General features: G+C 53.9%; 21 protein-coding genes. 9 read left to right on the forward strand and 12 right to left on the reverse strand.

Annotated features, from left to right (window positions below; all coding sequences use genetic code 11):
* Window positions 1–51: 51 nt before the first annotated feature.
* Both I6L74_RS10370 and aspA read right to left on the reverse strand, forming a co-directional pair.
* Window positions 52–1353, reverse strand: a complete 1302-nt coding sequence (locus tag I6L74_RS10370; protein ID WP_059179908.1) for an anaerobic C4-dicarboxylate transporter — start codon at window positions 1351–1353, stop codon at window positions 52–54.
* A gap of 116 nt (window positions 1354–1469) precedes the next feature.
* Window positions 1470–2906, reverse strand: coding sequence for an aspartate ammonia-lyase (gene aspA / locus I6L74_RS10375; RefSeq protein WP_059179909.1), 1437 nt, complete (start codon window positions 2904–2906; stop codon window positions 1470–1472).
* Window positions 2907–3240: 334 nt separating this feature from the next.
* On the opposite strand from aspA, the gene I6L74_RS10380 reads away from it, so the two are divergent.
* Window positions 3241–3714, forward strand: coding sequence for an FxsA family protein (locus tag I6L74_RS10380; RefSeq protein ID WP_059180037.1), 474 nt, complete (start codon window positions 3241–3243; stop codon window positions 3712–3714).
* A gap of 32 nt (window positions 3715–3746) precedes the next feature.
* On the opposite strand, the gene yjeH is transcribed toward I6L74_RS10380, so the two are convergent.
* The gene (gene yjeH / locus I6L74_RS10385; protein WP_059179910.1) at window positions 3747–4988 is read right to left on the reverse strand and encodes an L-methionine/branched-chain amino acid transporter; all 1242 of its coding nucleotides are present in this window, start codon (window positions 4986–4988) and stop codon (window positions 3747–3749) included.
* 178 nt (window positions 4989–5166) lie between these two features.
* Here yjeH and I6L74_RS10390 point away from each other — a divergent pair, with 178 nt between their 5' ends.
* The 3 genes from I6L74_RS10390 (at window position 5167) to I6L74_RS10400 (ending at window position 7756) form a co-directional block, all read left to right on the forward strand.
* A complete protein-coding gene (locus I6L74_RS10390; protein WP_011915590.1) occupies window positions 5167–5460 on the forward strand; it encodes a co-chaperone GroES in 294 nt (97 codons plus the stop codon).
* 43 nt (window positions 5461–5503) lie between these two features.
* Complete coding sequence (gene groL, locus I6L74_RS10395) at window positions 5504–7147, forward strand: chaperonin GroEL (RefSeq protein WP_059179911.1); 1644 nt, start codon at window positions 5504–5506, stop codon at window positions 7145–7147.
* A gap of 255 nt (window positions 7148–7402) precedes the next feature.
* Window positions 7403–7756: a DUF4156 domain-containing protein gene (locus I6L74_RS10400; protein WP_059179912.1), complete on the forward strand. Its 354-nt coding sequence runs from the start codon at window positions 7403–7405 to the stop codon at window positions 7754–7756.
* 119 nt (window positions 7757–7875) lie between these two features.
* On the opposite strand, the gene epmB is transcribed toward I6L74_RS10400, so the two are convergent.
* Complete coding sequence (gene epmB / locus I6L74_RS10405; RefSeq protein WP_059179913.1) at window positions 7876–8904, reverse strand: EF-P beta-lysylation protein EpmB; 1029 nt, start codon at window positions 8902–8904, stop codon at window positions 7876–7878.
* 41 nt (window positions 8905–8945) lie between these two features.
* Between epmB and efp the strand changes: the two genes are divergently transcribed.
* The 3 genes from efp (at window position 8946) to ecnB (ending at window position 9956) form a co-directional block, all read left to right on the forward strand.
* Window positions 8946–9512, forward strand: coding sequence for an elongation factor P (efp, locus tag I6L74_RS10410; RefSeq protein WP_011915594.1), 567 nt, complete (start codon window positions 8946–8948; stop codon window positions 9510–9512).
* 59 nt (window positions 9513–9571) lie between these two features.
* The gene (locus tag I6L74_RS10415) at window positions 9572–9703 is read left to right on the forward strand and encodes an entericidin A/B family lipoprotein (RefSeq protein WP_059179914.1); all 132 of its coding nucleotides are present in this window, start codon (window positions 9572–9574) and stop codon (window positions 9701–9703) included.
* Between the two features lie 106 nt (window positions 9704–9809).
* The gene (gene ecnB / locus I6L74_RS10420) at window positions 9810–9956 is read left to right on the forward strand and encodes a lipoprotein toxin entericidin B (RefSeq protein WP_006178941.1); all 147 of its coding nucleotides are present in this window, start codon (window positions 9810–9812) and stop codon (window positions 9954–9956) included.
* A 47-nt stretch (window positions 9957–10003) separates the two neighbouring features.
* Here the strand turns inward: ecnB and I6L74_RS10425 are convergent, their stop codons facing one another.
* Window positions 10004–10603: a response regulator transcription factor gene (locus I6L74_RS10425; RefSeq protein WP_059179915.1), complete on the reverse strand. Its 600-nt coding sequence runs from the start codon at window positions 10601–10603 to the stop codon at window positions 10004–10006.
* Window positions 10604–10865: 262 nt separating this feature from the next.
* On the opposite strand from I6L74_RS10425, the gene sugE reads away from it, so the two are divergent.
* Window positions 10866–11183 carry a quaternary ammonium compound efflux SMR transporter SugE gene (gene sugE / locus I6L74_RS10430; protein WP_011915598.1) on the forward strand — a complete coding sequence of 106 codons (318 nt, stop codon included), beginning with the start codon at window positions 10866–10868 and terminating at the stop codon, window positions 11181–11183.
* Here the strand turns inward: sugE and I6L74_RS10435 are convergent.
* From I6L74_RS10435 to frdA, 6 genes are all read right to left on the reverse strand, one after another.
* Window positions 11180–11710 (reverse strand): lipocalin family protein, encoded by a 531-nt coding sequence (locus I6L74_RS10435; RefSeq protein WP_059179916.1) that lies wholly within the window; start codon window positions 11708–11710, stop codon window positions 11180–11182. The genes sugE and I6L74_RS10435 overlap by 4 nt on opposite strands.
* Window positions 11711–11774: 64 nt before the next feature.
* A complete protein-coding gene (blaLAQ, locus tag I6L74_RS10440; RefSeq protein WP_059180038.1) occupies window positions 11775–12917 on the reverse strand; it encodes an LAQ family class C beta-lactamase in 1143 nt (380 codons plus the stop codon).
* A 60-nt stretch (window positions 12918–12977) separates the two neighbouring features.
* Window positions 12978–13337: a fumarate reductase subunit FrdD gene (gene frdD / locus I6L74_RS10445; protein WP_011915601.1), complete on the reverse strand. Its 360-nt coding sequence runs from the start codon at window positions 13335–13337 to the stop codon at window positions 12978–12980.
* Window positions 13338–13347: 10 nt separating this feature from the next.
* Window positions 13348–13743: a fumarate reductase subunit FrdC gene (gene frdC / locus I6L74_RS10450; RefSeq protein WP_059179917.1), complete on the reverse strand. Its 396-nt coding sequence runs from the start codon at window positions 13741–13743 to the stop codon at window positions 13348–13350.
* Window positions 13744–13753: 10 nt separating this feature from the next.
* Complete coding sequence (gene frdB, locus I6L74_RS10455) at window positions 13754–14488, reverse strand: fumarate reductase iron-sulfur protein (RefSeq protein WP_059179918.1); 735 nt, start codon at window positions 14486–14488, stop codon at window positions 13754–13756.
* Window positions 14481–16271 (reverse strand): fumarate reductase (quinol) flavoprotein subunit, encoded by a 1791-nt coding sequence (frdA, locus tag I6L74_RS10460; protein ID WP_059179919.1) that lies wholly within the window; start codon window positions 16269–16271, stop codon window positions 14481–14483. Before frdA ends, frdB begins: the two co-directional genes overlap by 8 nt.
* A gap of 308 nt (window positions 16272–16579) precedes the next feature.
* On the opposite strand from frdA, the gene epmA reads away from it, so the two are divergent.
* Window positions 16580–17557: an elongation factor P--(R)-beta-lysine ligase gene (gene epmA, locus I6L74_RS10465; RefSeq protein WP_059179920.1), complete on the forward strand. Its 978-nt coding sequence runs from the start codon at window positions 16580–16582 to the stop codon at window positions 17555–17557.
* A gap of 384 nt (window positions 17558–17941) precedes the next feature.
* Here the strand turns inward: epmA and mscM are convergent, their stop codons facing one another.
* Window positions 17942–21253 (reverse strand): miniconductance mechanosensitive channel MscM, encoded by a 3312-nt coding sequence (gene mscM, locus I6L74_RS10470; RefSeq protein ID WP_059180039.1) that lies wholly within the window; start codon window positions 21251–21253, stop codon window positions 17942–17944.
* Window positions 21254–21300 lie beyond the last annotated feature (47 nt).

The following is a 21300-nucleotide window of genomic DNA, read 5'->3' on the forward strand; positions in this document are numbered from 1 at the left end:
AATCGGGCCGCTGAGCGGCCCGAATTTAACAAATTTTACAACATCGAACGCTTAAAGAATCACGCTACCGATGAGGAAACCGAAGCACACGGCAAACACTACGCCCATCGTGCCCGGAATAAAGAACGGATGGTTAAAGACGAAACGCCCGATGCGCGTAGTCCCGGTATCGTCCATCTGCACGGCTGCGACAAGCGTCGGGTAGGTTGGCAGAATAAACAGGCCAGAAACGGCAGCGAAGGAGGCGACCGCTGTCAGTGGCGACACGTTCAGCGCCAGCGCCATCGGCATCAGCGCTTTCGCCGTCGCGGCCTGAGAGTACAGCAGCGCGGAAGCCACAAAGAAAATCACCGCCAGCAGCCACGGATGGCCTTGAATCACGGTGCCTGCGGTATCTTTAATCCAGTCGATATTGTGGGAGACGAAGGTATCACCCAGCCACGCCACGCCGAGGATACAGATACAGGCGCTCATCCCGGCTTTGAAAGTACTGGAGCTGAGAATACTGTCCGTTTCCACGCCGCACAGCACGGTGGTCAGGGTCGCGACGCTCAGCATAATAATCAGGATCGCGTTGGTGGTATTCATCAGCGGCGTTGCTACCAGACCCAGGCTTGGGCTGTTGACGATGGCATAAATCACCACGCAGACCACCCCCAGCAGGAACAGCAGCACCGACAGTTTTGCGCGCGGTTTGATCTCAACTTTATTTTCACCGCGCAGTTCGATCAGACCTTCTTCCAGACGTTTCAGGTACACCGGATCGTCAGAAAGTTTGGAGTTAAACAGCGTGGTGACCAGGAACGACATGAGCAGTACGGCCAGCAGCGTCGACGGGATCACCACGGAGAGCAGATGAATATAGCTGACGCCATGGCCTTCCATTACCGATGACATATACACCACCGCGGCAGAAATCGGCGAGGCGGTAATTGCAATCTGCGCAGACACCACGGCAGTCGACAGCGGACGGCACGGCTTAATACCTTGCTCTTTCGCCACTTCGGCAATAACCGGCAGCGTCGCCAGTGAGATGTTGCCCGTACCGGCAAAAATCGTCAGGAAGTAAGTGACGACTGGCGCGAGAATGGTGATGTATTTCGGGTTTTTGCGTAGCAGTTTTTCGGTTTGATTAACCAGATAATCCAGACCCCCTGCAATCTGCATAGCCGAGATGGCCGCAATCACCGCCATGATGATGGAGATCACGTCAAAAGGGATTTTCCCCGGAGCGACACCAATGGCTGCCAGAACCAGTACGCCCAATCCCCCGGCATAGCCGATACCAATTCCTCCTAGCCTGGCGCCGATGAAAATCGCCGCTAAAACGATAATCAGCTCAATGACAATCATAATCGCTTCCTTGAATGTTAGATGTTGGATACATAAATGTTATTTTTGTGATGTCCTATAAAAGCAAAAAGGCACGTCACCGGGTGACGTGCCTTTCGGAAATTTAACCGGAACGGTTACTGTTCGCTTTCATCGGTATACCGTTTCGCTTTATATGCCGGATGCATCAGGTTTTGCGCCGAGAAGATATCATCCAGTTCGGCCTCTGTCAGCAATCCACGCTCAAGTACGACTTCGCGCACGCTCTTACCGGTTTCAGCACAAATCTTACCAACGATATCGCCGTTGTGATGGCCAATGAACGGGTTCAGATAGGTGACGATGCCGATAGAATTGTAGACGAAGCTTTCACACACGGCTTTATTGGCCGTGATGCCGTTGATGCATTTTTCCAGCAGGTTGTAGCATGCGTTAGTCAGGATATGGATGGATTCAAACATTGCCTGGCCAATCACGGGCTCCATGACGTTCAGCTGCAGCTGGCCGGCTTCGGAAGCCATGGTGACGGTGATGTCGTTACCGATGACTTTGAAGCACACCTGATTCACCACTTCTGGCACTACCGGGTTCACTTTGGCTGGCATGATGGACGAACCGGCCTGCAGCTCTGGCAGGTTGATTTCGTTCAGGCCAGCGCGCGGGCCGGAAGAGAGCAGGCGCAAGTCGTTACAGATTTTGGACAGTTTAACCGCCAGGCGTTTCAGCGCACTGTGCACCATGACGTAAGCGCCGCAGTCGGACGTCGCTTCGATCAGGTCTTCGGCTGGAACAACCGCGAGGTTAGACACTTCTGCCAGCTTCGCGACGGCCAACTGTTGATAACCGTCAGGAGTGTTGAGGCGAGTCCCGATGGCCGTTGCGCCGAGGTTGACTTCAAGCAGCAGTTCGGAGGTACGCAGAATGTTGCGGGTCTCTTCATTCAACAGCACGTTAAACGCGTGGAATTCCTGACCGAGGGTCATCGGCACCGCATCCTGCAACTGGGTACGACCCATTTTCAGAATATCCTGGAACTCCACCGCTTTGCGCTGGAAGCCGTCGCCCAGTTGGTTAATCGCGTCGATCAGTTTCAAAACAGAAGCGTAAACCGCGATGCGGAAGCCGGTCGGGTAGGCGTCGTTAGTAGACTGGCATTTGTTTACGTGGTCGTTAGGATTGAGGTACTGGTACTCACCTTTCTGGTGACCCATCAGCTCCAGGCCAATGTTTGCCAATACTTCGTTGGTGTTCATGTTCACGGATGTGCCTGCGCCGCCCTGATAGACGTCGACGGGGAACTGGTCCATGCATTTTCCGTTGTTCAACACTTCATCGCAGGCTGCGATGATGGCATTTGCAGCGCTTTTAGGAATGGTTTGCAGCTCTTTGTTTGCCAGGGCTGCCGCTTTCTTCACCATCACCATACCGCGTACAAACTCAGGGATGTCACTGATTTTGTTGTTGCTGATGTAGAAGTTCTCAATCGCTCTCAGAGTGTGAATACCGTAATAGGCATCCGCTGGAACTTCCCTGGTACCCAACAAATCTTCTTCGATACGAATGTTGTTTAACATGTGAACCTTCTTTTAAAGCTGCCGATGGATTGTACTAAACACACAGTAGATATGTGGTTTTGAATATTTGCTGACCGACGATTATTCCCTCAATCAGCCAGATACCCGAGATGATATGCTGATGATAGCGAATTGCCGTAATCTGGATCACTTATTATCGCCCTCGCGGCATGATAATTATTAATCTGTGAAATGAGTCACCGCTTGAATGTTTCCAAAAAAATATCCGTGCAAACCGATTGAAATTTGGCTAACCGTCACCATTTCAAAGAAACGCGAATCGCAAACACATTCAGACAGGGGCCAGACGGCGTCTGCCACACAGGAGAAGCCAGTGCGCTGGATACCTTTTATTGCTATTTTTCTCTACGTTTACATAGAGATTTCTATTTTTATCCAGGTCGCTCATGTGATGGGAGTCCTGCTGACGCTGATCCTGGTCATATTCACATCAGTAATAGGTATGTCGCTGGTACGTAATCAGGGTTTCAAAAATTTCCTGTTAATGCAGCAAAAGATGGCGGCCGGTGAAAGCCCTGCTGAGGAGATGATCAAAAGCGTGTCGCTGATTCTTGCTGGCCTGCTGCTGATCCTGCCAGGATTTTTCACCGATTTCCTGGGCCTGTTGCTGCTGCTGCCGCCAGTGCAAAAGCTCCTGACGATGCGCCTTTTGCCCCATTTGCGTTTTAACCGGATGCCCGGCGGTGGATTCAGCACCGGGCCGGGAAATGGAGACACCTTCGAAGGGGAATACCAGCGTAAAGACGATCAGCGTGACCGCCTCGATCATAAAGACGACGAGCGCTAAGACAACAACGCCCGGCTTTGCCGGGCGTTTTGCTATCTAATGATGCTGCGCTTGGGCAGTAAGAACCATAGCCCCGCCAGCATAATAATCGCGTAGAGGCTTTTCCAGCCCACCATGGCCAGCAGGAGCATACACAGCACGCCACCGATGACCGCCAGCACTTTAAAACGCCCCGTCAACAATCGACATCCTGCCAGCATACACAGCAGGTAAATCATGATGAAAATGCCGTTGGCGTAGACAATGAGCGCATCCAGATTGATGTTGAGCCAATAAATACCGAGCGTACTCAACACACAGCAGCCCAGCACCGCGTTTAATGCATTTATCGGCAACTGGCGCTTCGACAGGCGTGACAGACGACTGTTCGGCTTGTATTGCGCCTGGGACCACATCAGGCGCGCAAAGCTTTGAATGTAGATGTTCAGGCTGGCGAAACAGGCGAGATAGCCAATCACGCAGGCAATCCACAACGCTTTCACTCCAAACAGTTGCACAACGATACCCGGCAGCGATGCGGCCGCAGCCGTGTCTGAGCCGTAGGCGTTAAAGTGCAGCACCAGCACGGTACATGCCCAGTAAACCGTCCCGGCCAGCAACAGGCCAATCATCAGCGCGCGCGGAAAATCACGTTCAGGCTGTTTAAATTCTGAGGCCAGATGCGCAAAAGCTTCCAGCCCGACAAAACACCAGAACATCACCGAAAGCGCGGCGAAGAGTTGTGAATGATTCACGTCCGATATGGCCGGGAACGGAATTTCGCCCACGCTCATGTCACCCGCCCACCAGATCGCCGCGATCAACGCCACAATCAGTATGGCGACCAGCGTTTGCAGATTGGCGCTGGAGCTGGCCCCGCGTGAACCCACCCACCAGACGATCGCCAGCGTGCCCAGCTCAGCAAACAGCAGTTGCTCATCGTGCCAGCCAAACAGCGCCTGGCCGAAACCGGTGGCGATATGCAGGGCGGCGGGTAAGCCAACCGGAATCACCGACAGAAAAAGCCAGCCCGTGACGCGCTCCAGGCGCGGCCCAAACGCCATGCCGACAAAATGCGCCACGCCGCCAGCGCTGGGGAAATGGCGTCCGAGAATCGCGAAGACAATGGCTATCGGAAAGACCAGGGCGATCAACACTGGCCACGCCCACAGGCTGTTGTTTCCGGCCACCAGCGCCGCCAGTGCGGGCACCGCAAACACGCCGGTTCCCAGTAAGGACGTTGAGAGTAAACCCACGCCCTGCGCAAGTCCCAACTCCTGTTTTAGTCCACTCATTGACCTCGTCCTGCTACTGCTAAAAGAGAAGCGATGGTAACACTTTCGTAAATTTTTTTTCGACAACCCCTTGAAGGGGCAGTTTTCGACCCCCATCTCTCAGGTCACCAGTCGGTAAACCTTTTACGGCCCGGCGTCTTCCATAACTGATAATGACTTTCTCGAAGGAGAGCTATCAATGAGTATTCGTCCGTTACATGATCGTGTGATCGTCAAGCGTAAAGAAGTTGAAACCAAATCTGCGGGCGGCATCGTTCTGACCGGTTCTGCAGCAACCAAATCAACTCGTGGCGAAATCATCGCTGTCGGTAAGGGCCGCATCCTGGAAAACGGTACTGTGCAGCCACTGGACGTTAAAGTGGGCGACATCGTGATTTTCAACGATGGTTACGGCGTGAAATCCGAGAAGATCGACAATGAAGAAGTGTTGATCATGTCCGAAAGCGACATTCTGGCAATTGTTGAAGCGTAATCCGCGAACGACACTGAACATACGAATTTAAGGGAAAGATAAAATGGCAGCTAAAGACGTAAAATTCGGTAACGACGCTCGTGTGAAAATGCTGCGCGGCGTAAACGTACTGGCAGACGCAGTAAAAGTCACCCTCGGCCCGAAAGGCCGTAACGTAGTGCTGGATAAATCCTTCGGCGCTCCAACCATCACGAAAGATGGTGTTTCCGTAGCACGTGAAATCGAACTGGAAGACAAGTTCGAAAACATGGGCGCACAGATGGTGAAAGAAGTTGCCTCTAAAGCGAACGACGCTGCAGGCGACGGCACCACCACCGCAACCGTACTGGCACAGGCTATCATCACTGAAGGTCTGAAAGCGGTCGCTGCGGGCATGAACCCGATGGACCTCAAACGTGGTATCGACAAAGCGGTTATCGCCGCTGTTGAAGAGCTGAAAACCCTGTCCGTACCGTGCTCTGACTCTAAAGCTATTGCGCAGGTGGGTACTATCTCCGCTAACTCCGACGAAACCGTAGGTAAATTGATCGCTGAAGCGATGGATAAAGTCGGTAAAGAAGGCGTGATCACCGTTGAAGACGGTACCGGCCTGGAAGACGAACTGGACGTGGTTGAAGGTATGCAGTTCGACCGCGGCTACCTGTCTCCTTACTTCATCAACAAGCCAGAAACTGGCGCTGTTGAACTGGAAAGCCCGTTCATCCTGCTGGCTGACAAAAAAATCTCCAACATCCGCGAAATGCTGCCTGTTCTGGAAGCCGTTGCGAAAGCAGGTAAACCACTGCTGATCATCGCTGAAGATGTTGAAGGCGAAGCGCTCGCGACGCTGGTGGTTAACACCATGCGCGGTATCGTGAAAGTGGCTGCCGTTAAAGCACCTGGCTTCGGCGACCGTCGTAAAGCTATGCTGCAGGACATCGCAACCTTGACTGGCGGTACCGTAATCTCTGAAGAGATCGGTATGGAGCTGGAAAAAGCGACTCTGGAAGATATGGGTCAGGCGAAGCGCGTCATCATCAACAAAGACACCACCACCATCATCGATGGCGTGGGTGAAGAAGCCGCTATTCAGGGCCGTGTTGGTCAGATTCGTAAGCAAATCGAAGAAGCGACCTCTGATTACGACCGTGAAAAACTGCAGGAGCGCGTAGCGAAACTGGCTGGCGGCGTTGCGGTTATCAAAGTCGGTGCAGCGACCGAAGTTGAAATGAAAGAGAAAAAAGCACGCGTTGACGATGCTCTGCACGCGACCCGTGCAGCAGTGGAAGAAGGCGTGGTTGCAGGTGGTGGCGTAGCGCTGATTCGCGTGGCGTCTAAACTGAGCGAACTGCGTGGTCAGAACGAAGATCAAAACGTGGGTATCAAAGTTGCGCTGCGCGCAATGGAAGCGCCACTGCGTCAGATCGTGCTGAACTGCGGCGAAGAGCCTTCAGTAGTGGCTAACACCGTGAAAGCGGGTGACGGTAACTACGGTTACAACGCTGCAACCGAAGAATACGGCAACATGATCGACATGGGTATCCTGGACCCAACTAAAGTGACCCGTTCTGCTCTGCAGTATGCGGCGTCCGTAGCGGGTCTGATGATCACCACCGAATGCATGATTACCGACGTGCCGAAAGGCGACGGTCCTGACTTAGGTGCAGGCGGTATGGGCGGTATGGGTGGTATGGGCGGCATGATGTAATTTGCCCGCGCCCGGCATCCTTCAGGCTGCAGATGCGTTGGCTGCGTTCGCGAACCCCAGTCACTTACTTCAGTAAGCTCCTGGGAATTCACGAACTTGCCGCCTTCCTGCAACCAGAATGATTTTGGCGCACACGTCCCAGAACTGAAAAACCCTCAGACAGAAATGTCTGGGGGTTTTTCTTTTGGTCATCTTTTTAGTATAAGGTTTAGACAGGGACAACGTTTGTCCAGCTTATTGAAAACGAGGAATAACATGCGCGTAACAGTCTGTGCAGGGATCGTAGGGGCAGCAATGCTGCTGGCGGGTTGTAGCTCCAGTAACGAGCTATCCGCAGGTGGTCAGGGCGTTCGCTTTGTGGAAGATAAGCCGGGCAGCGAATGTCAGCTAGTAGGCTCGGCGACCGGTGAACAAAGTAACTGGATGTCAGGCCAACACGGTGACGAGGGCGGTTCAATGCGCGGAGCGGCGAACGCGCTACGCAATCAGGCAGCAGCGATGGGTGGGAACGTGATTTATGGCGTCAGCAGCCCAACCCAGGGCGTGCTGTCGAGCTTTGTCCCGACCGCCAGCACAATGAACGGTCAGGTTTATAAGTGCCCGAATTGATCGCTGCGCCTTGATACTTTAACCCTCTCCCACGGGAGAGGGGATTGATCGGCGCAAACACATTCTGTCGAATAGGTACAGGACTCGTCACCCTCTTCCAGCGGAAGAGGACTGGGGAATTAATTCTGCCGCAGCTGTAAATCTAGCGGCGTTTTACTTGGCTCACCGCCGATTTCTCTCGCCAGTTTCGGCACCATATAGCCGGAAACAAGCGTCAACAGCTCCCGCATGATCTGCCGGGCTTCTTCATCGCTCACCATGAAATGCGCCGCACCCTGAACCCTGTCCAGAACGTGCAGGTAATAGGGCATTACCGACGCATCAAACAGCGCGTTGCTCAGGTCAGCAAGCGTCTGAGCATTATCATTCACGCCGCGCAGCAGCACGCTTTGATTCAACAGCGTCACGCCCACGTTACGCAGACGCGTCATCGCAGAGCGGAACGCCTCATCGATTTCATTCGCGTGGTTAATATGATTGACCAACAGGATTTGTAAAGGGGACGCTGCAAACCGGGAAACCAGACCGTCAGTAATGCGCGCTGGGATGACAATCGGCAAACGGCTGTGAATACGCAAACGCTTAATATGCGGTATCGCTTCCAGCTGCGTGAGCAGCCAGTCAAGTTCGTGATCCTTCGCCATGAGCGGATCGCCGCCGGAAAAAATAATCTCATCCAGCTCGGGATGGGCCGCAATATAGTCCAGCGCCACCTGCCAGTTGCGCTTATTGCCTGGATTTTCGGCGTATGGGAAGTGACGGCGGAAGCAATAACGACAATTTACCGCGCAGCCTCCTTTCACCAGCAGCAGTGCGCGGTTACGGTATTTGTGCAGTAAACCGGGCACGACGTTGTTCTGCTCTTCTAACGGATCGGTGCTAAAACCGGGTGCGGTAACAAACTCATCTTGCGATGTAAGCACCTGTTTTAGCAGTGGATCGTTAGGATTGCCTTTCTCCATGCGTGCGACAAATGCCCGTGGCACACGCAGCGCAAAAAGACGCTTTGCCTCACGGCCAGCCAGCATATTTTCATCAGAGTCTATATTCAACAGACGCAGCAGTTCATCGGGACTGGTGATGACATCGGCAAGTTGCGATAACCAATCTTCTCTGTACGGGGTATTTAGGGTTACAATATGCGCCATTTTGTGGCTTAGCTACCAGTTAACAATTTTCAGAGGGCCTTATGGCGACTTACTATAGCAACGATTTTCGTGCTGGTCTTAAAATCATGATGGATGGCGAACCGTATGCGGTTGAAGCGAGCGAATTCGTTAAACCAGGTAAAGGCCAGGCATTCGCGCGCGTTAAGCTGCGCCGCCTGCTGACCGGTACCCGCGTTGAGAAAACCTTCAAATCTACTGACTCTGCCGAAGGCGCAGACGTAGTCGATATGAACCTGACTTACCTGTACAACGACGGTGAGTTCTATCACTTCATGAACAACACGACTTTCGAACAGCTGTCTGCTGATGAGAAAGCCGTGGGTGAGAATGCGAAATGGTTGTTGGATCAGGCAGAGTGCATCGTGACTCTGTGGAACGGTCAGCCAATCTCTGTAACGCCACCAAACTTTGTAGAACTGGAAATCATCGAAACCGATCCAGGCCTGAAGGGTGACACTGCTGGTACTGGCGGTAAGCCAGCCAAACTGTCTACCGGTGCAGTGGTTAAAGTACCGCTGTTCGTACAGACTGGCGAAGTCATCAAAGTCGATACCCGCTCTGGCGAATACGTATCTCGCGTGAAGTAATTCATGTAAAAGACTTAAGGCGCAGCGCTCGCTGCGCCTGTAATATTCAGGCAGGGATGATGAAACGTACGATTAAAATTCTGCTGATGCTAACCCTTTCCAGCGCCATCCTGTCTGGCTGCAATACCGCACGTGGTGTAGGCGAAGACATTAAATCCCTCGGCCATGCCATTTCTCACGCCGCCAGCTAAAACGTCTAATTTTCCTAAAAATCGGCCCTTTTCCGTCGAACGGATGGATTTTGTCTATCCTTAAGTAGCTATACACAAATAACATTGGCTATAAAAGGAAGATATTATGGTTAAGAAAACAATTGCAGCGATCTTTTCTGTTCTGGTGCTTTCCTCGGTTCTGACCGCCTGTAACACCACGCGTGGTGTAGGTGAGGATATTTCGGACGGCGGTAGCGCAATTTCTGGCGCAGCGACGAAAGCGCAGAACTAAGCAGTGTGATATCCGGACGGTACGGGATACGAACGATCGCCGTACCGTCAGCTTTGTACGTCCTGAAGTGACAAAAACGGTGAAAAACGGGTATCCATATGTAGCTTCACGCGGATATTTCGTTTGTAGGTATACACCGTTTTACTGTTAATGCTGAGCTGCCCGGCTATCTTCTGATTGCTGGCGCCTTCCATCCAGAGCGTTAAGACTTTCTCTTCCTGTCTTGTCAGAAGGGGTTGCGTGACGCTCGGCGACGCACATTGAGCACGAGTGCTTAATGCTTCGTTAATGACTTTCGCCAGCAATTCCAGTCGAGCACTTTTGCAGAGAGTGGCCCACAGCGGGTATTGCTTAATATACCCTGACATATCTGTCTGTTCGCTGGATTGCAGTAATATAAACGGCAGCCTCTCGCTCGCGTTAAGCAGCGAAGATAATTGCTGCGCATCATTCATATCCTGCATAAAACTATTTAAATCAGCGATGACCAGCGTCGGTTTCCAGTGGAGAATATGTTCTCTTGCCAGGAAAAGGTTATTCACACCCGTTATCGTAAAATCGCCGGTGAACAAACCTGAATGATTGAGCCATGCTTCAAGCCCTGAACGGGTGAAGTGACAACGGTCAATCAAAAGAATTTTAAACATGTCGTTTTCGCATCAGGCAAAGGGATAAGCTGACTGTCATCAGAAAGGCCCCTATCTTAAACAAGTCCGATGAGTGATAAAGGAGCGAACTCCGTTACATACCGCGGCTATTTCCGGCTATTACCTGTCTTTTAGAAATGGATTGAAATAAATTCGCTTTCTGCGGAAAATACACACTCTGCTTATGCCTTGCGGGACGACCTGCAAGCGCTTCGAACATCGGGGACGGCCCCATACTGTTATTTAAGTTAAGGAGCCTGATATGTCCTGGATTATTCTTTTGATTGCCGGTTTGCTTGAAGTGGTGTGGGCGATTGGCCTGAAATACACCCACGGTTTTACCCGTTTAACGCCGAGCATCATTACGGTGACGGCGATGATTGTCAGCATTGCGCTGCTCTCGTGGGCGATGCGAACGCTGCCCGTAGGGACCGCTTATGCTGTCTGGACAGGGATCGGTGCGGTCGGTGCGGCGATCACCGGCATTCTGCTGCTGGGTGAGTCCGCGAGCCCGGCGCGTATCGCCAGCCTCGCGTTAATCGTTGCAGGGATCATCGGGTTAAAAATCAGCACGCACTAATGCGGCTGTTCAATCCACATTAATTTCGATGCATCAAACCCTTGCCGGGTCGCGACATCAAGCATCTGCTGTTTCATTTCGTCTGAAATGGTCGGGGTGCGAGAGAGTATCCACAAATAGTCGCGATCTGGCCCGCATACCAGCGCATGGCGATATTCTTTGTCCAGCGCGATGACGTTATAGCCACCATAGAATGGCCCGAAGAAGGACACTTTCAGGGCCGCTCTGCTTGGGTCGCCGGTAAAGTAGGCCTGGCCAACCACCTGCTGCCACATTCCGCGTTCAGGGTTATATCCTCGGTTCACCACCTGAATTCCGCCATCATCCATGGAACTGTAGGTTGCCGTCACGCGCTGTAATCCGCGCTCAAAACGGTGGTCAAACCGGGCGATTTCATACCATTTGCCAAGATAACGTTGCGAATCGAAAGGGGTGACAACGGTGACGCCCGGAGGTGGCGTCGGGGAGCTACAGGCAACAACGAGAAACGCGGCTGTCACCGCGGCGATAACAGGCAAAATACGCATAGCCATTTCCTTGCTGTTTTTTTGATAAGTGTAGATGACAGCAAGGAAAATGGGGGTAAATCGGTTATTTCAACGTGTCCAGGATACGATACGCCGCATCGACACGCGCAGGGTTAGGATAGCTTTTATTCGCCAGCATCACGATGCCGATGTTCTTTTCAGGAATAAAGGCGACGTAGCTCCCAAATCCGCCGGTTGAACCCGTCTTGTGCACCCACGAGGCTTTAACTGCGGGCGCGGGAGGATTCACTTCGACGGCCGTCAGCGATGCCAGTGCGATTTTGTTATCGCTGCCGTCGACGACGGTTTTTGCTTTCACCGGCCAGTTCAGCATTTCCCAGCCTAAGCCCTGATACATCTCCCCGATACGCCAGTAACGTGACTGTGCCAGTTCGATTCCTTGCTTAAGCATTTCATCTTTAACGCCCGCAGGATTCATATTGGCCCGAACCCAGCTCGCCATATCTTCAATGGTCGTTTTGACGCCGTAAGATTCCGCATCAAGCATGCCGGGCGAAACGTGCACCGGTTTACCGTCACGATAGCCCCAGGCGTAATGCTTCTCCTCTGCTGCCGGGACGTTAATCCAGGTGTGATTGAGTTCCAGCGGCTGGAACACGCGTGTGGCCATCGCCTGTTCAAAATCCATCCCTGATGGCTTGACCGCCAGCATGCCGAACAAACCGATACTGGCGTTGGCGTACAGGCGTTTTGCGCCCGGCGTCCACTGCGGTTGCCAGTTTTGGTAGAAATGCAGAAGCGCCGCCTGATCGGTTACCTCATCCGGCACTTGCAGCGGCAAACCGCCTGCGGTGTAAGTAGCCAGATGCATCAGAGTAATGCCTTTCCATTGTTTACCCGTCAGCGCAGGCCAGTATTTGCTGGCGGGATCGTCAAGCCTGATTTCACCGCGTGCGATGGCTTCGCCGCCCAGAACGCCGGTAAAGGTTTTGCTCACGGAGCCCAGCTCAAACAAGGTGTGCTGAGTGACGGGCTGATTCGCGGCGATATCTGCTTTGCCGTAGACAAAATAGTGCGTCTTTCCCTGATAAATCACGGCGACGGCCATGCCCGGAATCGCCTGTTCTTTCATGAGCGGGGTCATGATGCGATTGACGGTATCAGCGATCTGTTTTTCAGTTTGAGGCGCGGCAAGCGCAGAGCATGAAGCGGTAAGCAGCAGCACGGCGCAAAGGGATTTTTTCATCTGATTCTCTTCCATAAAAAAGCCCGCCGGGAAGGGCGGGCCGGATGAAGAACCACAATATCAGATAGTGACGATAGCCACCAAAGTTACCACGGTCAGGATCGTCGCCAGACCGTAAAATACCCATTTACCGTTGGGTACGTGGATTTTTAAATCATGCATGGCGTGATGAATACGGTGCAGTCCCAGCCACAGCGGCAGAACAATCATCAGGAAGATAAACACGCGACCAATAAAACTGCTCGCGAATGCCAGTACACGCTCGTATCCCAGTGCCTCGCCAGGGAACAGCCCCAGCGGCAGCAAAATGGCAACCAGCAGAATAATGACCGGGGCGACGATGGCGCTCCACATTCCGCCTGCGCCAAACAGACCCCAGAATACCGGCTCGTCAGAGCGCTTTGGATTTGGATTAATCACTCAGGCCTCCTTACCAGAACAGTGCGACAAACAGAACGACCGCAGTCACGACTGCCGTCACCGCCCAAAGCCCTTTAATGACCGGCTCGGGTCCCATTTTTTCGCCTTTAACAATGATATTCGCGGCTTTTGGTGCCAGCTCAAACCAGGTTTTGGTATGCAGCAGCGCGGCCGCCAGTACGATCAGGTTCAGGATCACCACCACCGGATTTTGCAGGAAACCCACAAAACCCGCCCAGGTTTCCGGACCGTGTTTAAGGGCGAATACCCCATACATCAGCTCAAGGCTGAACCAGACCGCCGGAACCGCAGTGCCTTCGCGCAGCATATAGAAGCGATAAAACGGCAGTTTTTTCCACCAGGTGGACGGCATTGGCCGCACGTAGGCTTTGCGTTTAGTCGTCATCATGCACTCCTTAGCGTGGTTTCAGGGTGGCGATAAGAAAGTCTTTCGAGCTTTCCACTTTACCCTGCTGAATGGCGGCGGCCGGATCGACATGTTTCGGGCACACTTCGGAGCAGTAGCCCACGAAAGTACAGCTCCACACGCCGTTCTGACTGTTCAACTGCGCCATACGTTCTTTCTTACCGTGGTCGCGGCTGTCTTCGTTGTAACGATGCGCCAGCGTAATCGCAGCCGGACCGATAAACTCCGGATTCAGGCCGAACTGTGGGCAGGCCGCGTAGCACAGACCACAGTTGATACAGCCGGAAAACTGATGGTATTTCGCCATCTGCGCAGGCGTCTGAGTGTTTGGACCCTGATCCGGCGTACGCGGGTTACCGATAATGTACGGCTTAATCGCTTCCAGACTTTCGATAAAGTGGGTCATATCGACCACCAGATCGCGCTCGATCGGGAAGTTGCCCAGCGCTTCGACCTTCATGCCTTTGGTGTATTCACGCAGGAACGTTTTACACGCCAGCTTCGGCACTTTGTTGACCATCATGCCGCAGGAACCGCAGATTGCCATACGGCAAGACCAGCGATAGCTCAGGTCCGGAGCCAGGTTATCTTTGATGTACCCAAGCGCATCCAGCAGGGACGTTTGCTCGTCATAAGGTACGTCATAGAACGCGCTGTGCGGTGCGGCGTCGACTTCCGGGTTGTAGCGCACCACTTCGATTTTCAGCGTTTGCATCTCAGCCATTTGCCGTCTCCTTTTTGTCGGCTGCTTCCGCTTCTCCACCGTAAACACGTTTTGCTGGCGGCAGCGTGGTGATCTTCACATCGCTGTAGCTCAGGCGAGTTGTGCCGTCAGCGTCGCGATAAGCGAGGGTATGCTTGAGGAAATTGACGTCATCACGTTCGGTGCAGCCTTCGTCAAGACGTTGATGCGCGCCGCGCGACTCTTTACGAGCCAGCGCAGAGTGCGCCATACATTCGGCGACGTTCAGGCCGTGGCCCAGCTCGAGGGTGTAGAGCAGATCGGTATTGAACACGCTGGAGGTATCGGTAATACGCACGCGCTTGAAGCGCTCCTGCAGCTCTGCCAGCTTATCAACGGTTTTCTGCATCAGCTCTGGCGTACGGTAGATACCGCAGCCTTCTTCCATGGACAGGCCCATTTCATCGCGGATCTTCGACCAGTTCTCGTTACCTTCCTGATTGACCAGCGCTTTCAGGCGCTTCTCGACATCAGCCACCTGTGCGTCCAGCGCGGCGCTATTGGCCTCACCGGTTGTTGCCGCACGTTCCATCGCTTTTTCACCGGCCATGCGGCCAAAGACGACCAGCTCTGCCAGAGAGTTAGATCCGAGTCGGTTCGCGCCGTGCAGGCCGACAGAAGAACATTCGCCGACGGCAAACAGCCCTTTAATGTGGGTTTCGCACTCCTGATTGGTTTCGATACCGCCCATGGTGTAGTGCGCGGTTGGACGAACAGGAATCGGCTCTTTTACCGGATCGACGCCGACGTAGGCTTTTGCCAGTTCACAAATGAACGGCAGACGCTCCAGCAATTTCTTCTCGCCAAGATGACGCAGGTCGAGGTAAACCACATCGCCGCGCGGCGTCGAAATGGTGTTGCCTTTGCGCCACTCGTGCCAGAACGCCTGGGACACTTTGTCGCGTGGGCCGAGTTCCATATATTTGTTTTTCGGCTCGCCAAGCGGGGTTTCGGGGCCCATGCCGTAATCCTGCAGATAGCGATAGCCATCTTTATTGACCAGAATCCCGCCTTCACCGCGGCAGCCTTCCGTCATCAGAATGCCGGAACCCGGCAAACCGGTTGGGTGATACTGCACAAATTCCATATCGCGTAGCGGAACGCCGTGACGTAACGCCATGCCCATTCCGTCGCCCGTCACAATCCCGCCGTTGGTGTTGTAACGGTAAACACGACCCGCACCGCCGGTTGCCATCACCACGGCGTTCGCGCGGATTTGCATCAAGGTGCCTTCCATCATGTTCATCGCCACCAGACCGCGCGCATGACCGTCATCGACCAGAATATCCAGGACGAAGTGTTCATCGAAGCGTTGAATTTGTGGGAACTGGAGGGATGTCTGGAACAGGGTATGCAGCATGTGGAAGCCGGTTTTGTCGGCGGCAAACCACGTTCGTTCGATTTTCATGCCGCCGAAACGGCGAACGTTGACGCTGCCATCTTCACGGCGGCTCCACGGGCATCCCCACTGTTCCAGTTGCGTCATTTCGGTGGGACAATGATGAACGAAGTAGTCAACGACATCCTGTTCGCACAGCCAGTCGCCACCGGCCACCGTGTCGTGGAAATGGTATTCGAAGCTGTCATGATCCTGCGCAACGGCGGCGGATCCTCCTTCTGCAGCAACCGTGTGGCTGCGCATCGGATAGACTTTTGAAACCAGCGCAATTTTAGCATTCGGATTAGCCTGCGCTGCGGCAATAGCGGCGCGTAATCCCGCACCGCCAGCGCCTATAACGACCAGATCGGCTTGAAAAGTGTGCACGACATTCCTCCAGATTTTTGTTATTCCGCAACGCGAATGCCTTAACGGTGTTCACCTGCCCGAGGGCGATTGCGAAAGAGATTCCACTGCTCCTTTATGGGTAAAACAGTATAACCGTATGGATGTCGGGGAAATTTGACGTGTTCGATTTTTTTGCTGTTCTGTACGCGGATTTATCATCTTGATTGATGAAATGCGTCACGAAATCACGCGGTCGGCTGAATCGAGAGAATTTAGTGTGCAAAATTTGTCACTCCCGACGCTTACGAGTAGACTTCGTGCCCTTGTCTGAAATCGGAGAAAGTCTCATGAGCGAAACGGCCACCTGGCAGCCGAGCGCATCCATCCCAAACCTGTTAAAACGCGCGGCAATTATGACGGAAATCCGTCGTTTCTTTGCTGACCGTGGCGTACTGGAGGTGGAAACGCCGTGCATGAGCCAGGCGACGGTAACCGATATTCATCTGGTGCCGTTTGAAACCCGTTTCGTGGGGCCTGGCCACTCGCAGGGGATGAACCTCTACATGATGACCAGCCCGGAATATCACATGAAACGCCTGCTGGCGGCGGGCTGTGGGCCGGTTTATCAGCTGTGTCGCAGCTTCCGTAATGAAGAGATGGGGCGTCACCACAATCCGGAATTTACCATGCTGGAGTGGTATCGCCCGCATTACGACATGTATCGTCTGATGAACGAAGTGGACGACTTGCTGCAACAGGTGCTGGATTGCGCTGGAGCAGAAACTCTGTCGTATCAGCAGGTCTTCCAGCGTCATCTGGAAATCGATCCGCTGTCGGCAGATAAAACGCAGCTGCGCGAAGCGGCAGCAAAGCTGGATCTCAGCAACGTCGCGGACACGGAAGAAGATCGCGATACCTTATTGCAGCTGCTGTTTGCTTTTGGCGTTGAACCGCACATTGGCAAAGATCGCCCGACTTTTGTTTATCACTTCCCGGCAAGCCAGGCGTCGCTGGCGCAGATCAGCACCGAAGATCACCGCGTCGCCGAGCGTTTTGAGGTGTATTACAAAGGTATTGAGCTGGCGAATGGTTTCCATGAACTGACGGATGCCCGAGAGCAGCAGCAGCGTTTTGATCAGGATAACCGCAAGCGCGCCGCACGCGGATTGCCGCAGCAGCCTATTGATACGAATTTACTGGAAGCGTTGAAAGCCGGGCTTCCGGATTGCTCCGGCGTGGCTCTGGGCGTCGATCGTCTGGTGATGCTGGCGCTGGGGGCTGAGCAACTGGCGGACGTGATCGCCTTTACGGTCGATCGGGCCTAGCCAAAAGCAAAACGGCAACTCAGTTGCCGTTTTTAGTATTTTCTCCCTCTCCCGTGGGAGAGGGCTAGTGTGACGGCATCAGACCGCACAAGCCAAAAGCAAAACGGCAACTCAGTTGCCGTTTTTAGTGTTTCTCCCTCTCCCGAGGGAGAGGGCTGGGGTGAGGGCATCAGACCGCACAAGCCAAAAGCAAAACGGCAACTCAGTTGCCGTTTTTAGTATTTTCTCCCTCTCCCGTGGGAGAGGGCTAGTGTGACGGCATCAGACCGCACAAGCCAAAAGCAAAACGGCAACTCAGTTGCCGTTTTTAGTGTCTTCTCTCTCTTCCGTGAGAGATGACCGGTGTGACGGCATCAGACCGCACCGACCTTCCCGCATCACACCTTACAAACTTCCTGCCGGGCGTTTTCGCGTTGCCGACGACAGTGTTCTACCCGTTTTACGCCCATCGAGAGTTTCCAGACGCATCTGGAATGGTGGGAACGGCATATCAATCCCGTGTTCACGGAAGCCCGCCAGAATAAGCTGATGGATTTCGTGACGCAGCGGCATACGGTGTCCCATTTCAGCAGCGTAGATACGCAGCTCGAAAATCTGAATCCCCTGCTGTAAATCCACCAGAAACACTTCCGGCGCTGGATTATCAATCACCAGCGAGCAGCGCTCCGCCGCCGTGTACAGAATCTGCGTCACCTCTTCGCTGTTGGCATCCGACGGCGCAGGCACGGTGAGCACCACGCGCGTCACGGAGTCGGAGAGGGACCAGTTGATAAACTGTTCGGTGATAAACGCTTTGTTCGGCACGATGATCTCTTTGCGGTCCCAGTCACTGATCGTCGTAGCGCGGGTGTTGATCTTGGTAATGCTGCCGGTCAGATCGCGGATCGTCACGGTGTCGCCAATACGTATTGGTTTCTCGAACAAGATGATCAGACCCGAGATAAAGTTGGCGAATATCTCCTGTAAGCCGAAGCCTAACCCGACACCCAGCGCGGCGACCAGCCATTGCAGCTTCGACCATTCAATACCTATCATCGAAAAGCCCATCAGCGCGCCAAACAGCAAGATCAGATATTTAGTGATCGTGGTGATGGCGTACCCGGTGCCGGGGGTCAAATCCAGATGCTGCAACAGCGCCAGTTCCAGCAGGGCTGGGAAGTTTCGCACCAGTTGGGTAGTGATAATCAGGACCAGAATCGCGATCAGCACTGCACCGAGGGTTATCGGTTCAATGCTTTCGACACCCTGAACGGTCGAGGTGGCATCCCACAGCGAAATGTTCTCCAGGAAGCCAAACGCCGAGTGGATTTCCGACCACAGAACGATGACCGACAACAGCGCGATCAGCATCAGGATGGATCGCACCAGGCGCAATGACTGGGTACTGATGGCGTCAAGATCCAGCTCGACTTCATCGACATCCATATTGCCTTCTGTACTGCTGGTGCTATGCGGATCTTCTTCACCGCGCGCACGCTGGGCAAGAATTTCGGCTCGGCGATGCTTGGCACGATCAAAAGCCAGTCGGCGGCGCTGAATCAGCATCCAACGACGGATAACGTGATACACCACCAACAGCAGGAACCAGATCGCGACCGACGTTTCCAGACGCGCCAGCAGCGCCTGCGCGGTGGCGAGATAGCCCACGGCGGCAGCCAGAATTGCCGCCAGCGGGGCGCTAAGCAGCAGGTTCCACAGCATGCGGTTCACCATGTTGTCGCCGCTGCCGGTCTTATCGACATACAGCGGAATGCCCGCGCGCTTGAGACTCAGTGTGACCATCGCCAGCGCGCCGCAGATCAGCATAAAGCACAGCCGTCCGAGGGAGCCCGAAAATTCACGGTCGTTCAGATTATCGAACATAATCAGCGCCATAATCAGCGGCACAATCAGTCCGATGCTCATCAGGTAATAGCGCATCGCGCGCGACACACGCTGGCGCGGCCAGGCAAAGTGGGCGATAAACAGGCCATTGGGGCGAGCAAAGGTGGCGCAAATCATCACCACCCATAGCAGCGGAACCGTGGCGGTTACGCCATCGCCAATCGCCACGGCCAGCGGATATGGCCACGCTTCTCGCAGGCCATATCCCAGCGTCATCCACAGAACCGGCAGCGGTGACGCCACCAGAATCGACCAGAAAACGGTGCGCAGCGTGAGCCAGAAGTGGTCCTGCGTCACTTTACCGACGCGGGAGCTGGAACGTTCCAGGAACCGTGTGAAATGCCTGCGCGAGTAAATACTAAATCCAACCAGGATCAGTGCGCCCAGCAGCGGGAAGATGGTCTCTTTGCTGGTGAGAATCATGACACCGGCTTTGCCCACCTGACCAAAGGTATCCAGTGAAATCAAACGACGCAGATCCTGCACGATATCAATTGGCCAGGAGAAGGTCATGGGCCGAACATCGGAGGTCCAGAACAGGTAGCGATGCGTCGCCTCGTTGACTTCTTTCAGCGCGTCTTCAAGCTGGCTATTGGAAACTTTCAGCTTGGTCAGTTCGAGAATGAGCGTATCACCGCCCTGTAACAGCGAGTTCAGCAGTTCGCGTTGGGTGCGCAGTTGCGCTTCCAGAATGCGATTTTGCTCGCTGGTCAACGGTTTACCATCCGCCTGCTTAAGCTGGCGAATTTGCGGCTGTTTGTTGAGCAGATCTTCAAAACGCAGGCGCTGAACGCGCAATTGCGCCATTTCGGTGTCCAGCTGCTGCGGCTTTGGCATTTCCGGCAGACGCGAAACCTGCGCACGTAATGCTTCGCCGAGTAAATTCGATGAGCCGAGCCACTGCGATTGCTCGCGCAACGTGTTCAGGGCCTGTCGGACCTGTAACGTCTGATTGGTGGCCTGGCGCTGCTGAGAAGCCACCAGGTCCATACGCTGAGCCTGCTGGTTGAGCGCGGCAGACAGCTCACGGTTAATTTTGAACTGATCGACGATGCCCGCAGGCAGGTTTTCGCTGTTTTCAGCCAGCAGTTCGGTGCTCTCCAGCGCGCGCTCGGCTTCACGCTGGCGTTGACTGTTCAACTGATTACGCAGGGCTTGCAGATAGGCATCAAGCTGCTGGCTCTGCTTTTGCGCCAGTTCTGAACGCATACGCGCCAGTTCCTGACGGTTATTGGCCGACAGTTGGGCGAGTTCGAGCTCATCAACTTGTGCTTTTAGTTTGGCTGATTCTGCCTGCAAACTGAGATTTTGCGGGGTGTTGCCTGGCTGCGCACCGATCCGGCGTTCAATTTCATTTAGCTGGCGACGGGCATCGGTTTGCTGTTGCGGCAGTTGGCTCAGGGAATCCGCGATTTCGCGGGCGCGCTCTTGTTCCTGCTGGGCCTGACGGCTTTTTTCCAGCAACTGACTGCTGACCTGCAGGATTTCCTGATTCAGGGCATCGGACGTCATACCCAAAGGGGCGTCACGCGGCTCGTCGCGCAGATTAGTCAGCTGCGAACGCAACGTTTGCGAGAGTTTAGGGAAGTTATCAATAACTTGTTGATACTGCTGCGCACGCTCAAGAGAGCCTTTACGTTCTTCAAGCGCATTCAGGGCGGCCTGGAGCGACTCAACGGTCTCGGGCTGAGCGGGTTTTGCCGCTTTAGCCTGTTCCAGTTCTTGGGTGATTTGTTTGGCGTCAGGGGCTGTTGCTGCATACGCCCCCACACTGAGGCACCAGGCCATCAGAAAAATAATTATCAGGCGCACGTCAGCGATTCCTTCATACATTTTTTACTTCAGGCTGCCGATTGGCT

This window comes from Lelliottia amnigena (assembly GCF_019047465.1).
GTDB lineage: Bacteria > Pseudomonadota > Gammaproteobacteria > Enterobacterales > Enterobacteriaceae > Enterobacter > Enterobacter amnigenus.